Consider the following 12,688-nt stretch of genomic DNA (forward strand, 5'->3'; position numbering starts at 1 on the left):
GTCATTTTATTACAACCTAAGGCTCACTGTTACCACATTGAAGACCTAAGCTATATTCGAACCAACAAAAATTATGATCACTTTGAAGTATGGCAGCTGACTTTGATATCACATCCCTTTGTATTCAATTTGTTTGCAACTTTTAATCTCACACTTAAAAGTTGCAAACCCTAGCTATATTTTGCATAGTGCTTCTATTATATTTTATCGTTAGGAAATCATTTGCTTATATTAAGTAATGTATCAAAATTCTATCAAAAAAATGCAGTACTTCAAGATCTAACTTACCAATTTGATGGTCAAAAATATTGTATTGTTGGCCCTAATGGCTGTGGTAAAACAACCCTTTTAATGTTAACTGCTGGATTAGAAACAGTTAGTGCCGGAGAGATAACTTTTGATGGGCAACTTGTTCATTTAGCCAATACTAAACGACACTTGGGCATTTCGTCTGACAAAATAGTGTTACCCGATTTTTTAACCGCACAGCAATTATTGGAATATCATTGTTCGCAACATAAATGCTCATACCCTACTACTTTAATTGAACACCTAGAGTTCACTGTTCAGTTAACAACACAAGTATCTGCGCTATCGTTAGGTAGTTTGAAGAAAATATCATTACTATTGGCATTAGCCCACCAACCAAAATGTTTGATGCTCGATGAACCAACCACAGGGTTAGATCATAATAGCCGCGTATGGTTGCTTGATTATATCCAAAACTATCCAGGGCAAATATTGGTTACTAGCCATGAAAAATGTTTCACTGAAAACCCGAATTTTCAACAAATTGTACTGGCGGAAATGAATCAATGCAGTACTTTCATTTTATGAAGGGATATTTGCAACTTAGAGTAAAAATTTATTATCATGAGTTAAGGCAAATGTTGCCTGCGGTTGGACAATTGATTGCATTTTTACTGTCAATACTATACTTGGCTATTTCGGCATCAATACTTACCGCATTAATTTCATTAAGTGTTATTGCAGATATAAACACCCCTATAGAGCAAAGAATTATTTACCAATCGGTTTATTTATTCCTGTTATATTTTTTAATTCGTATACAAAAAAATGCCATTTTAGGTCTAAATTATCAACATTATTTAGCGACTTTACCTATCCCTGTAAAACTAAAACATATAAATACAGTACTGTTAACAATCGTTGCAGGTAATTTATTGTTATTAGCTCCTTTATTTTTATTAACGTTTATACCTGACTGGGCTACTTTCATTAGCCAAATACATTTTCCGATATTTGCTTTATCTACGTTGATAGTTGCTTGGCTGTGCCTAAAAAATCAATCATTGCCCTGGTTAAGCCTCCTGTTTGCTCCATTAGTATTTTTATTAGGTTTTAAAGGAAATTCACTGAGTGCGGTTGGCTTTAATACTTCATTGCTGTTGTTATTGGTGGTAGAAGCTTACTATGAGCCAGTCTTGTTTATTTCTAATAAAGTTTTGCGAGTTACGTACTACTTTCAAATACGCTGGATTGCAATAAAGAAAGACCCTGCAAATGCACTTATACGTATTTTTTGTTGTGGTTTGTTTATTGGCTTGGTTGCCTATGTACAATATAAAATTGGGCAGGTTGCTAATGGCTATGTACAAATATTAAGTTGCTGGGTTTTGGCCATAATTATAGGCTCTTATCAATTTGATAATGAAGAGTTTTATCAACATTACCCCCATTACTTAAGCGGTTTACTAAACCAATTTAGAACACGGTATTGCTTGGATATTCTACCCGCAATGTTTATAGCATTATTATCTAGTGTAGCCATGTATTATTGCTTAAATTTCTCTTTGATAATAATAACTTTATTGCCATTTGGAGTTTTGATAACGATGATATGTGTCAGTAAATTTAATCGAAGCTTTTTCATTATTCCCAGTCTACTTTACGCATTGTTTATGTATATACTCTAAGAATAACTGAGGTAGACGACAAGTATATCTATAACAATACGACTACATTTTATCTTAAACAACAAGTAAAAAACTAGGACACTCGCTTATAAAGCAATGCTAACTATTCACTCAGAATAGCCTCAAACTTTTCTAATGAATATTAATCAGTACTAAACGTCTGAACAAATACCAGGATTAGTGTTTTTTAGACATGACAAACACATCAAGCTTGATGTGTTTGTATAAATTAAAACTTTGAGTGACTGTCCTGGTTAAATTATTGGAAAATTTAACGATTAATTAAAGTGAAGCTGGCTTACTTTTCGAATTTTCGTTCGGTTTTTCGTTCGATGGTTCAGTAACCGCTTTTGATGAAATCACTGGTGCTTTACTTTTAACCCTTTTTTTCTTTTTTGATTTTTTAGTCGCTGAAACTACTGTACTAATAAACTCTGCTGATTTTTTGCTGGGATTATAAGCAACCTTAAAAGTTTCACCGTTATAGCCGATAATATCGCCGTTACGAATTTTTTTACGCTTTTGAACGGCAACTTCATTATTCACTAAAACTTTACCTTCACTGATCATGATTTTAGCTTCGCCGCCACCGCCAACCATATTGGATATTTTAAGTAATTTATAAAGTTCTATCGGTTCAACACAAATGTCGATAATTGAGTGTTCAGACATGAAATACGCCTAATGATTCTAAATAATAATATTGTTGAATTCTAACATATATAACGGTTATTGAATAAAACTAATATTAAGGATACTTTATAATGCTGAGCTAGCATATACGGTAAATACGTGATGCAGGAATACCTAAAGATTTTAACTATGCCACCCATGATAACGAAAGCATCTAGGACACTCGCTTATAAAACAACCCAAAAGAAAACAATAACACCTGCTATCTATCTCACTCAAAATTCCCTCAAACTTTCCTAATGAATATTCACCTGTACTAAAGTTCTTAACAAATACCAGGATTAGTGTTTTTTAGACTAACCGACACATCAGGCTTGATGTGTCGGTATAAATTAAAACGTTGAGCGACTGTCCTTGTTAATTTTTTCACCCCAAATTAACCGCCTTCGCTTATTCTTTCACAACCCCCGCCTCTAACAGTTGTTTCTTCAAATCATCAACATCTTTCTTTAATTTAAGGACCAGAACAAATGCAAAAAGTCCAAATATTCCCATTGCTTCCATCTTGTTTCTCCTATGCTTGTTCACTAATAATTAGTTCGCCGAGGCATCGGCTTTGTAAACATCAAAATTCAGACTTTCTAGGGGTTGACCCCAAATGATATTGCCAATCGATATCAATGCAATAAGTTGAAAATAAGCACTGAAAATCACATGCTCATATGCTTTCAAATCATACGCATCACCTGCCGCCGTATAGATAAAAAACAGACTTATGACGATACTCAGATAAGCTAGCGTGCGACTGACTGTCTCAACTTGTCGTGAACGGTCTTCATAAGACTGATGCGGGTTGAGTTTTTTGCCGTGCAGGTTAAACCTGACAATCAACATGTATAACATGTTGACCAAGCTCAGCGTAACGGCCCTGACCAAGGTATCGCCACCCCATGTGAAATCATGCCAGTAAAGATCTAATACAATAGTCGCAAAAAACAAACCAACAACCGAAAAAACAAGGGCGGGCGATACATGGTCAAACAAGCGTCTGCGGCTCAATTCGGCGGTACGCTTAGTGTTAGTATTGCTCTTGCGCATCAATTTAAACTGCCCGAATTCAGATAACTCCAGCCACAACATTGGCATAAACTGAAACATGCCAAAGAACACCGGAAAAGCCTTACCCACCCCACCGCCATAAGTATGACTCCACCAGGCATCAGCAGCAATAATGAGCACACCAATCAGCAACCAAAAGTGATTGAACAGTTGAAATCGTCGATGGCTCTTTTTATAACAGCCAACGTCTTGGGGATACAATTTTGGATACTCCGATGGCGGATAGCGGCTGATCACATGACGCATTCGAGCCAAAACCTTGCTGGGCAAATAGTACGAAATCAAAATCAGTTGGCTTAAAAACACCAGGTAAAATAAAATGTTGTCCTGCATGTCTATCTCCTTAAAGGTTTTTGTTATTCATCACACGAGTAAAACCAATTCGAATTTCTGAATCGGTCACACCCGATGTTTTAAATTCAGTAATCAATTTGCTCAGTTTGGTCAATACCCATTCGTTCAAATCAAATGAACAATTCGCCTTAGCGTCCGGATGAACAAAAGTGCCCCTATATCCCTTGGTTTGAATGACCGAATCCCGTTCGAGCAACCGGTAGGCCTTGGCCACGGTTTTGTTGTTCAAATCCAGATCATTAGCCAGCTGCCGAATAGACGGTAAAGGTGCACCCGGTGCAATTTGCTCACTGAGCACAGCCTGTTTAATTTGTTCCATCAATTGCGTAAATAGCGGGGTCGCCCCCTCAATATCGATAACAATTTCCACTACTGCCTCCTACTTTAGGTTAGGTTGTGGTGATTTTTTGGGTTGACCCAGTTGAACCACTTGCACTGATGGTACAATAGGGTCATTTAAATCACAAGTTATTTTTTATTCACCATAGTTTCTAGGGATAACTAGTTTACATCCGGTAATGTGTATATTGAGTGACATGCAACTTTTGCTTGCAGGCCAATAAAGAGCGAAGATTATGGGCATATAAAAAAGCCGTTTTACTTTTTTAGTAAAGCGGCTTTTTTTGGGTCTGAACACGCTTAAATAACTAATGCATTGGGTATTCTTATTCAAACTGCTATAATTCGCGCCGTTAATTTTCATCAATAAAGTAAGACACATGACTGTAGCATCCCTAACCTTACCCGCACATAAACTCACGCCAAGCCAAAAAACTCAATTCATAAAGTTAGAGAAAAAACTCAGGCATAATGTCGGTAAAGCTATTGCCCAATACAATATGATTGAAGATGGCGACAAGGTGATGGTCTGCTTATCTGGCGGCAAAGACAGTTATGCGATGTTGAGTATTTTGATGTTATTAAAAAAGTCAGCGCCCATTCACTTTGACATCATTGCCGTTAACCTAGACCAAAAACAACCGGGATTTCCTGAACATATTTTGCCGCAGTACTTAGATGAACTTGGTATTGAGTATCATATTGTTGAAGAAAACACCTACAGTATTGTTATGGATAAGGTACCTGAGGGTAAAACGACGTGTAGCTTATGCTCTCGATTACGTCGCGCTATTTTATATAAAACAGCTAAAGCCCTTGGCGCAACTAAAATAGCACTAGGTCACCATCGAGACGACATGATTGAAACATTGATGTTGAATATGTTTTATGGCGGTAAAATGAAAGCAATGCCGGCCAAGCTTGTCTCTGACAATGGTGAGCATGTGGTTATTCGCCCCTTGGCTTTTTGTAAAGAAAGTGAGCTTATTCAATACAGTGAATTAAAACAATTCCCCATTATCCCGTGTAATTTATGTGGCTCTCAGCCCAATATGCAAAGACAAAACATTAAGCGTATGTTAAATGACTGGCATGAACAGTTCCCGGGCAGAATCGAATCTATGTTTACTGCAATGCAAAACGTAGTGCCTTCTCACCTATGTGACAGTAACTTGTTTGACTTTGCCAACATCGATAGTGACTCCGGTATTATCAATGGTGGTGATACTGCTTTTGATGAAGTCGCTATAGTAGCGCCAACCGGTGAAGACTCAGAAAAAGAAAAGAAAGACTACCTTAACAACGCGCAACAACTTAACGTCGTTGAGGTTAAGTAATACCAAACGGATTAAATAACTGACCAACTTAGAACTACGCTAGTGGGAAAGAACTTAATCAACTTGGTATAAGTAAAAGAGTGCAATAAAAAAACGGCCAATGTTGATAACATTGGCCGTTTTTTTTACGCATTGGTTTAGCAAAGCGTGTTAAACAATCACTTTAATAAGTAACGTTAGTCCGCTGAAGCGGTTTGTTGATCATTAGGTTTAACAAAATACCGTTGGTTCTGACGTAACATATCGGTAATGTCTAACACATAAGCAGCGCCTCGCTCCGAATAGGGAAGTAAACCCGCTGCCAAAATTTCAGCATCTAGCGGCTGATCTTTTGCCCGTAATTCAGCACGAATTGTTCTAAAAAGATGATAAGCATTATGCTTGTTTATATTATTAAAGTACCCTGAAACCGCTGCATCAACACTTTGAAATGCCGCCACCTCATGTTTAGCGCCGGTATTGCGACCTCCTGGTACCATGCCGCATCCTGTTCTATAACACCAAATGCCAAAGAAATTTAAACCAATACGCGCAAAACGAGAAGTTCCCCACGCGGATTCATTGGCCGCTTGTACCAAGACAAGTGAAGTAGGAATAATATCAACACGTAACAACAAGTCATTGATTTGCTGTAAAGTCGAAGCTTCCTTATTAACACGGTAAGCCTTGATAAGGGTTTGTAATGAAGCTTGCTCTTCATCTGTTAACCCTAAGCCAAGTGATATTTGCTCATGCCAATATTCAAGTTTTGTTCTATCTTGTGCTAACTCATCATTTTTAGCTTCAATAGCGGGTCGAATGAAGGCAAAGAATTGTCGTTTTTTAGTTGGTATATCATAAATAGCAGCAAAATCAGGTAGTTCTACTTGATGAAGCGGATCTTCAATAATTTGAACTGGTGCAATGTTTTCAACGGGTTCAGCCGTTTTCTGATCGCCAACAGCCGAGTTAGAAGCTAATGACTCACCCGAATTTACTGCCAATCCAGATTTAGGCACTAAAAAGGTGAACGGCGCTACTATGCCAGTAACGAGCGCCAAGAAAAGCACTACGCGAACTAAAAGTATGATCTTCATAAAAACTCCTTATTTATGATGAAAATTAAGCGGAAAAAGTATCATCTGAACCATTATGGTCAGAATCTTTGTTCGTTGGGCTATTTACGCCAACATCATTGCTTTGTTCTTCCGTATAAATACCAAATATTTCTCGATACAACACACCTTTTACATTGTAATACCATGGCGCTAAATATGTTAAACCAAACAAAAACACCATAATGGCAATTGGAGCTAGGCTAGATGTCATTAATAAAGCAATAGGAAGCAACAATGATATCAATGCTATCAACAGTACTGCATAAATAGCCATCAAGGACATGATTTTGAATCGTAATGCTTTTACAGACAGGATAATCGCTTGTACAGGAGTTAGCTTCTTCTCAACCACTAAAGGAATAGTAAGTGATAATAAAACAGCTAAAAACATGCCTGGAATAATCAATAACTGAAAGCCAATATTAATCAGCAATGAAGTTAACAGCGCACATAGGGCGACCCAACTACCGCGATGTAAAAAAGAAAACATCATTTTACTTTGCGTCGGCTTGTTAATCGCGTGATAAACACCCATCATTTCAATGCCAGCAATAAATGGCCATACCGCAATAGTGACAATAACATTAATCATTTGCAGTGCGTGTGAGCTATTTGTTTGAGCATCGTTGATAACTTCTTCGATACCACCAAAAAAGCTACTGGCAATAAATGACACTATCATGCCAAAAAACAAGACAAATAATATCGCTAAGTTAATCGACATTCTCGACTTAAGTGTGTGTTGCCACGCTTCGGATAAGACAGCTTTAACATCAATTGAATATTCGCCTTTTACCGCTTGTTCAACACTTCCACCAATGGAGACAGTTCTTTTTTCTTCTGGCAAAGTTAACCCTTTTTCATAAATGAATACTATATTTTCCACATATTATACTGGAAATTAAAACAGATTGCTCACCGCTCAATTTAACGGCAACTAGAGGGGGAAATTAAAGTCCCGTAACTTAAAGTGATTTTAGTTAAGATCACTCAGTACTAATTGAATGGCTAATAATAGCAAAATCACTCCCATGACCCGATCCAAAATATAGCCTTTGCGCTGTAAAACGAAGCGGACTCTTTCTTGGGTCAGCATACAAGATAAAAAACAAAACCATGCGGCTGTAGCGGCAACAAGATAGGCGCCATAAGCAATCTTAATGCTTAACAGTGTTTCTGGGGCAATAACAACCGAAAATAAGCTAACAAAGAATAATGTCGCTTTAACATTTAAAGCATTAATTAGAAAACCATTAAGAAAAGCTTTTTTAGCCGAGGGTAAAGACGGAGCGGTATCAGGTTTGTCCACAGTTTCATTGGCTATTGTATTTTCATTTGCACTGATTTGTACTGGTGTAGTCGCGGCAGGCTCTGGCTTTTTCGCTCTCAGGCAATGCCATGCAATATAACAAAAGTAACTTGCTGCAATGTATTTTAATGCGGTAAATAAACGCTCATCACTCGCGATTAGAACACCTATACCAACTAAAGAGTAGGTAACATGGACAATGATGCCAGTAGCAATACCAAAGCTTGTATAGATGGCAATACGTCGATTATAGCGAATGCTTTGCTTTAAAATAAGAGCGAAATCTGGGCCGGGACTGGCTACGGCAAAAAAGTGTACCATAGCGATAAGTAAAAATTGTTCTAATGCAGGCATAAAAAGCACGGTCATTAATGAAAAGTGCGTTATTTTACCTAAGAAATAAAATAAAGCGACCTAACCGATGCTAAATATTCAATCTTAGGTGTAAGAAAATAACGACAGTCATGTTTATTTAACGTTTAGACTCTTGTATTAAAATAGTTCGATAAAAGGCCCAAAGCTCTTCAAAACACTTAAAGTTGTATTCTTTACCATGATAACTGGTTCTCATGTGCCCACCTAATACTTGTATAATAACGAACAAGCATTGTATGAACTTTACACAATAATTAGCGTTAACAAAATGTAATTTTGCGTATTGATTAGTTATTTATACAGTAGTACCTTATCCACAATATGCTCGTACTGTCATTAAATACTGAGAATAATTACCCTTGCGGATGATTATTATGAATACGAGTCAAGACACTTTTAAAATAATTACTGCCCTTTTGCTCAGCCACGGAAATATTATTTTCAGGGATTTTTTCAGGCTCCTTATATACCTTAAGTACTCTGGCCATACTCGCCTCTCTAATAATATGAAGCATCGGATAAGGAGAGCGGTTAGTAAAGTTACTCGCATCATCGAAATCATCATCGGCAAAACAATATTCAGGGTGCATAGTCGCTAGTTGAAATACGCCTTCAAAACCTTGGTCAATCAGTAGTTCATTGGCATAATCGACAAGATCCAGGTAACGTGAAAAACTGCGGAAGCCGTCGCTAAAGATGATTAAGGTCGTTTCAATTTCATCATGTTGTTGTAGGTAATGACATTGCTCTAGTAACTCTTTCAGCGCAGGCTTAACTTGCTCAAGTACTGACTGATGGTAGCGAATGGTATTATTAACAAACTCTTTTTTCGCAAAGGGACAAAAATTTAAACCTATAATTATTTCATCTAACCACTGTTTTGTGGCACATACTTCTGCTGAGTCTTGCTCAGCTAGTGTTTTTGGCGCTGTTTTTTGCTGTGCTGCGCTTTGTTTAACTTCTTTAGTCATAATGGGAACTCTAGATTTTAGCTGTATTTTTAGTGCTGTTTTTAGTGCTGCTGTAACTGCCACATTTTACTGTATTGGCCTTGCAGTGCGAGTAATTGTTGATGGTTACCCTGCTCCACTATTTCACCATGACTCATAACAATAATATTATCGCTATCCACAATGGTAGATAGGCGGTGGGCAATCACCAAGCTGGTCCTATTTTTAGCGACTTCATTGATGGCAGTTAAAATAGCTTGTTCGGATTCGCTATCTAGAGAGGATGTCGCCTCATCAAAAATCAATATTTGAGGGTTTTTTAAAATAGTACGAGCAATGGCAACTCGCTGCTTTTCCCCGCCCGATAATTTTAAGCCTCGCTCACCAACTACCGTCTCTAAACCATCAGGTAAACTGGCAATAAACTCCGCTAAATGGGCCAATTCAATCGCTTTTAATACTTCCACTTTAGTAGCCATTGGACAACCATATTGTACATTATTAAATAACGTATCATTAAAAAGCACGGTATCTTGCGGCACAATACCAATATGAGTACGTAGAGATAGTTGACTCACTTGGCTAATATTTTGTCCGTTAATTTTGATATCACCTGAGTCGACATCATAAAAACGAAATAATAATTTAACTAAAGTTGATTTACCTGAGCCGCTTTGGCCAACTACGGCAACTTTCTCACCCGCTTTGATCTGAAAAGAAATGCCTTTGATTATTGGCCGCTTCTTGTTGTAGGCAAAAGTAATGTTATTAAAAGTAATACTCGCTTGATTCTTTGTGTGGCTGTTGGCATGAGCACCCGGCTCAGCCAAGTCTAATATAGCGGCATTGGGTACATCTTGTACCTTAGGTGCCTTAGCTAACAAGCCAAATAAATTCTCAATATTTGCTAACGAGCCCTTAATCTCTCGATAAATAAAGCCTAAAAAATTAAGTGGCATAAACAATTGCATCATAAAAGCATTTATCAGTACAAAATCACCCAAGGTCAAATTACCTTTGGCCACTTCTGTCGCTGCAAGTGCGAGCATCGCGGTCATCGCTATAGCAATAATAAGTGCTTGCCCGCCGTTTAAAGCAAATAATGATAAGCGGTTTTTAATTTTCGCTTGTTCCCAAATACTGAGCTGCTTGTCATAAGCCTGTGCCTCAAATTCTTCATTGGTGAAGTACTTCACTGTTTCATAGTTTAATAAGCTATCAATAGCGCGGGTATTACTCGATGAATCTGCTTGATTAGCTGCGCGGACATGACGGGTACGTAACTCAGTAGCAAAGATAGAATAGGCAATATAAGTCACAATTGATGTCAGTGTTATTACTGCAAACCAGATACCGTAATTTACAAATAAAATGGTCACTACCATTACTATTTCAAGTAAGGTCGGCACAATATTAAAGACCATAAAGCGCATTAAAAAATTAATGCCTGATGTACCTCGGTCAATATCACGAGATAAACCACCCGTTTGCCTATTGAGATGAAAATCTAAATCCAATGAATGTAGGTGACGAAAAACTTTCAGACCTATGCGGCGAATAGCTCGCTCAGTAACACGGCCAAAAAGGGTATCTCTAATTTCAGCAAAAACCACGATAGAGAAGCGTGCTAAGCCATAAGCAGCGACCAAGCCCAATGGAACAATGATTAGCGCCGTACTTTGTTTATCTGTGCTATTACTATCTAAAGTATCAACGATGTCTTTGAGGATAAAGGGTAAATAGACACTGGCAATTTTAGTGAGTATTAAACACAACATAGCGAGCGCGATACGTTTTTTATACTCAAATAAATAGGGCAGAATAAGTTTAAAAGCTTGCCAGTTGATAGAGTTAACTTCTTGGTCGGGATAACTAGAGGGGCGCATAGACTACCTTATGAAAGAAAGCTTATAAAAGAAAAGACTATGATAAAATACTAAGGCAATATAATCTAACAATTGCGTAATATATATTGCATTCCAAGGTCTTTCTTCCTTAGAATTCAAACTATTAAGAATACCTTACCTATAAACGACCAATAAGTTGCCGCTAAGGTGAAAAACTCCCATCCTAATTTTCTAAGGAATAGAAATGTTATTGCAAGCAGGCATATTAATTGTAGCCATTTTATTAGCTGTTTTCTCCGCAAAAATTCTTGTCACCGGTGCAATTAGTATTGCCAAACGTTTTGCTATTCCTGAATTTATCATCGGTGCTTTTATTATTGGCTTTGGTACCTCCCTGCCAGAGTTTGCCGTTAATATTCAAGCGGCCCTTGAGGGGAATACCGAGCTAGCTATCGCTAACATTTTAGGCAGTAATTTATTTAATACTTGTATAACTTTAGGCTTACTTGGGTTATCTGGCCAGTTAGTCATTAATAGCGATGTCAGAATTAAAGATGCACCGTATAATTTAATTGCTGCGCTAATGATAGCGGTATGTGGAAACCAACTCTATTTAGACCATATCAACTATCATCAAATTATGATGAGCCATGCATTAATTTTCTTATGCTTTTTTATTATTTATGTTTATTACACCCTACTCGAAGTTAAACAAGGTGCTCCGCACAAACAACCACTGCATAAACATCATCATCAAGCGATGCACGCCGATATAGACTCGACCACGTTAAAATCGTTCGGCTTAGTCATAGCTGGATTAGTTGGACTGGTATTAGGGGGAGAACTCATTGTCAGCTCAGCGGAAAATATTGCTCTGACCCTAGGCTTATCTAACCGCTTAATTGGCTTATTGATTGTTGGACCCGGTACTTCAATGCCAGAACTCATTGCCAGTTTAGTCGCGCTACGCTCAAGAAGTACGGCACTTATTTTAGGGAACATCATTGGTTCAAACATATTTAATGTCTTCTTTACTTTAGGTATCACAGCAACCATTCAGCCGTTACCATTAGATGCGTCCCTTAACCAAGCGGTGTTATTTAATGTCTTGGCTGCGGCTTTACTCGCCATAACATTTTGGTTAGTACCAAAAGAGAAAATAAGCAGGATTACGGCTTCGTTATTACTGCTTATTTATTGTGTTTATACGGTATTGGCTATCTACCAATAAAGCTCGTTTCAACCTTGAAGGTTAAGAGTTAATCAACATTGCTTTGGTTAAGTTTAGTTAAGTTTGGTTAAATTTACTTTGCCTTTTAAATTAACGTCTCCGGCTTTGAGTTAAAGGTAACTTTTAACCTCAAAAATTGACAATTTATTACATGAAAACA

12 protein-coding genes are annotated in these 12,688 nt (G+C 37.5%); 4 read left to right on the forward strand and 8 right to left on the reverse strand.

Annotation, left to right across the window (positions count from 1 at the left end; all coding sequences use genetic code 11):
* Positions 1 to 222: 222 nt before the first annotated feature.
* Positions 223 to 837, forward strand: coding sequence for an ATP-binding cassette domain-containing protein (locus F580_RS24240; RefSeq protein ID WP_019027387.1), 615 nt, complete (start codon positions 223 to 225; stop codon positions 835 to 837).
* On the forward strand, positions 834 to 1,937 hold the full coding sequence (locus tag F580_RS0109000) for a DUF6136 family protein (protein WP_281167216.1): 1,104 nt from the start codon (positions 834 to 836) through the stop codon (positions 1,935 to 1,937). The genes F580_RS24240 and F580_RS0109000 overlap by 4 nt, the downstream gene beginning before the upstream one ends.
* Positions 1,938 to 2,219: 282 nt before the next feature.
* On the opposite strand, the gene F580_RS0109005 is transcribed toward F580_RS0109000, so the two are convergent.
* The 3 genes from F580_RS0109005 to F580_RS0109020 form a co-directional block, all read right to left on the reverse strand.
* Positions 2,220 to 2,609: an RNA-binding S4 domain-containing protein gene (locus tag F580_RS0109005; RefSeq protein ID WP_019027389.1), complete on the reverse strand. Its 390-nt coding sequence runs from the start codon at positions 2,607 to 2,609 to the stop codon at positions 2,220 to 2,222.
* A 555-nt stretch (positions 2,610 to 3,164) separates the two neighbouring features.
* The gene (locus tag F580_RS0109015) at positions 3,165 to 4,022 is read right to left on the reverse strand and encodes a hypothetical protein (protein WP_019027391.1); all 858 of its coding nucleotides are present in this window, start codon (positions 4,020 to 4,022) and stop codon (positions 3,165 to 3,167) included.
* 10 nt (positions 4,023 to 4,032) lie between these two features.
* Positions 4,033 to 4,413, reverse strand: a complete 381-nt coding sequence (locus tag F580_RS0109020) for a GntR family transcriptional regulator (RefSeq protein ID WP_019027392.1) — start codon at positions 4,411 to 4,413, stop codon at positions 4,033 to 4,035.
* Positions 4,414 to 4,762: 349 nt separating this feature from the next.
* Between F580_RS0109020 and ttcA the strand changes: the two genes are divergently transcribed.
* The gene (ttcA, locus tag F580_RS0109025) at positions 4,763 to 5,719 is read left to right on the forward strand and encodes a tRNA 2-thiocytidine(32) synthetase TtcA (protein ID WP_019027393.1); all 957 of its coding nucleotides are present in this window, start codon (positions 4,763 to 4,765) and stop codon (positions 5,717 to 5,719) included.
* 176 nt (positions 5,720 to 5,895) lie between these two features.
* Here ttcA and F580_RS0109030 read toward each other — a convergent pair whose 3' ends face one another.
* The 5 genes from F580_RS0109030 to F580_RS0109055 all read right to left on the reverse strand — a co-directional run bounded on the left by F580_RS0109030 (position 5,896) and on the right by F580_RS0109055 (position 11,336).
* On the reverse strand, positions 5,896 to 6,795 hold the full coding sequence (locus F580_RS0109030) for a glucosaminidase domain-containing protein (protein WP_019027394.1): 900 nt from the start codon (positions 6,793 to 6,795) through the stop codon (positions 5,896 to 5,898).
* A gap of 25 nt (positions 6,796 to 6,820) precedes the next feature.
* On the reverse strand, positions 6,821 to 7,663 hold the full coding sequence (locus tag F580_RS0109035) for a YciC family protein (RefSeq protein WP_157443058.1): 843 nt from the start codon (positions 7,661 to 7,663) through the stop codon (positions 6,821 to 6,823).
* 129 nt (positions 7,664 to 7,792) lie between these two features.
* The gene (locus F580_RS0109040; protein WP_026301355.1) at positions 7,793 to 8,479 is read right to left on the reverse strand and encodes a LysE family translocator; all 687 of its coding nucleotides are present in this window, start codon (positions 8,477 to 8,479) and stop codon (positions 7,793 to 7,795) included.
* Between the two features lie 374 nt (positions 8,480 to 8,853).
* Entirely contained in the window at positions 8,854 to 9,471 is a 618-nt protein-coding gene (locus F580_RS0109050; RefSeq protein WP_019027398.1) for a DUF1415 domain-containing protein, read from the reverse strand.
* Positions 9,472 to 9,512: 41 nt separating this feature from the next.
* Positions 9,513 to 11,336, reverse strand: coding sequence for an ABCB family ABC transporter ATP-binding protein/permease (locus tag F580_RS0109055; protein ID WP_019027399.1), 1,824 nt, complete (start codon positions 11,334 to 11,336; stop codon positions 9,513 to 9,515).
* Between the two features lie 205 nt (positions 11,337 to 11,541).
* On the opposite strand from F580_RS0109055, the gene F580_RS0109060 reads away from it, so the two are divergent.
* The gene (locus tag F580_RS0109060; RefSeq protein ID WP_019027400.1) at positions 11,542 to 12,528 is read left to right on the forward strand and encodes a sodium:calcium antiporter; all 987 of its coding nucleotides are present in this window, start codon (positions 11,542 to 11,544) and stop codon (positions 12,526 to 12,528) included.
* The last annotated feature ends 160 nt before the right edge of the window (positions 12,529 to 12,688 follow it).

This window comes from Colwellia piezophila ATCC BAA-637 (assembly GCF_000378625.1).
Lineage (GTDB): Bacteria > Pseudomonadota > Gammaproteobacteria > Enterobacterales > Alteromonadaceae > Colwellia > Colwellia piezophila.

Bases quoted from the DNA above. Each gene is read 5' to 3' on its own strand.
- F580_RS0109015 (WP_019027391.1), bottom strand. From the start codon at position 4,022: ATGCAGGACAACATTTTATTTTACCTGGTGTTTTTAAGCCAACTGATT.
- F580_RS0109050 (WP_019027398.1), bottom strand. From the start codon at position 9,471: ATGACTAAAGAAGTTAAACAAAGCGCAGCACAGCAAAAAACAGCGCCA.
- F580_RS0109040 (WP_026301355.1), bottom strand. From the start codon at position 8,479: ATGCCTGCATTAGAACAATTTTTACTTATCGCTATGGTACACTTTTTT.
- F580_RS0109005 (WP_019027389.1), bottom strand. From the start codon at position 2,609: ATGTCTGAACACTCAATTATCGACATTTGTGTTGAACCGATAGAACTT.
- ttcA (WP_019027393.1), top strand. From the start codon at position 4,763: ATGACTGTAGCATCCCTAACCTTACCCGCACATAAACTCACGCCAAGC.
- F580_RS0109055 (WP_019027399.1), bottom strand. From the start codon at position 11,336: ATGCGCCCCTCTAGTTATCCCGACCAAGAAGTTAACTCTATCAACTGG.
- F580_RS0109060 (WP_019027400.1), top strand. From the start codon at position 11,542: ATGTTATTGCAAGCAGGCATATTAATTGTAGCCATTTTATTAGCTGTT.
- F580_RS0109000 (WP_281167216.1), top strand. From the start codon at position 834: ATGAAGGGATATTTGCAACTTAGAGTAAAAATTTATTATCATGAGTTA.
- F580_RS0109030 (WP_019027394.1), bottom strand. From the start codon at position 6,795: ATGAAGATCATACTTTTAGTTCGCGTAGTGCTTTTCTTGGCGCTCGTT.